Genomic DNA, 390 nt, shown 5'->3' with positions numbered 1-390 from the left:
CCGGTGGTCTCGGCGTCGTAGGCCTCGAGACCGGAGATCGAGATCGTGGACGTCGTCTCGGAGGGGCGCTCCGGGGTGACGCCCGGCCTGAGTGGCGCTCCGCAGTGGGAGCAGAAGCGGCTGTTCTCCGCGTTGCGGTTACCGCACCTCGTACACACCAGGACCGACATGGACGGATCCTCCTGCTGCGGCTGCCCACCAGGGGCAGGGGACTCGTACGGGTCGGAGAACCCTCCGCCCGTACCTGAGGTCGACGGTTGCCCGAAACCTATGCCGCCCGGCTGCGCAGGGTCAACCGACGGCGCGCCCTGACCTCCGGCGACGTCCGCGCCCAGACCGGTGACCTGGTCCCGGGACAGTGGACGCTGACCTTCCGCGTCAGGCTGTGCG

1 protein-coding gene is annotated in these 390 nt (G+C 70.3%); it reads right to left on the bottom strand.

Annotated elements, in window-relative coordinates:
* The coding region (locus KDL01_RS46680) for a zinc ribbon domain-containing protein (protein ID WP_368861763.1) at window positions 1-390 on the bottom strand (390 nt) is incomplete at both ends.

It is taken from the genome of Actinospica durhamensis (genome assembly GCF_018139695.1).
GTDB lineage: Bacteria > Actinomycetota > Actinomycetes > Streptomycetales > Catenulisporaceae > Actinospica > Actinospica durhamensis.
Note: the sequence above shows the minus strand (reverse complement) of the source record. Positions and strands in the feature narration are given on the sequence as shown.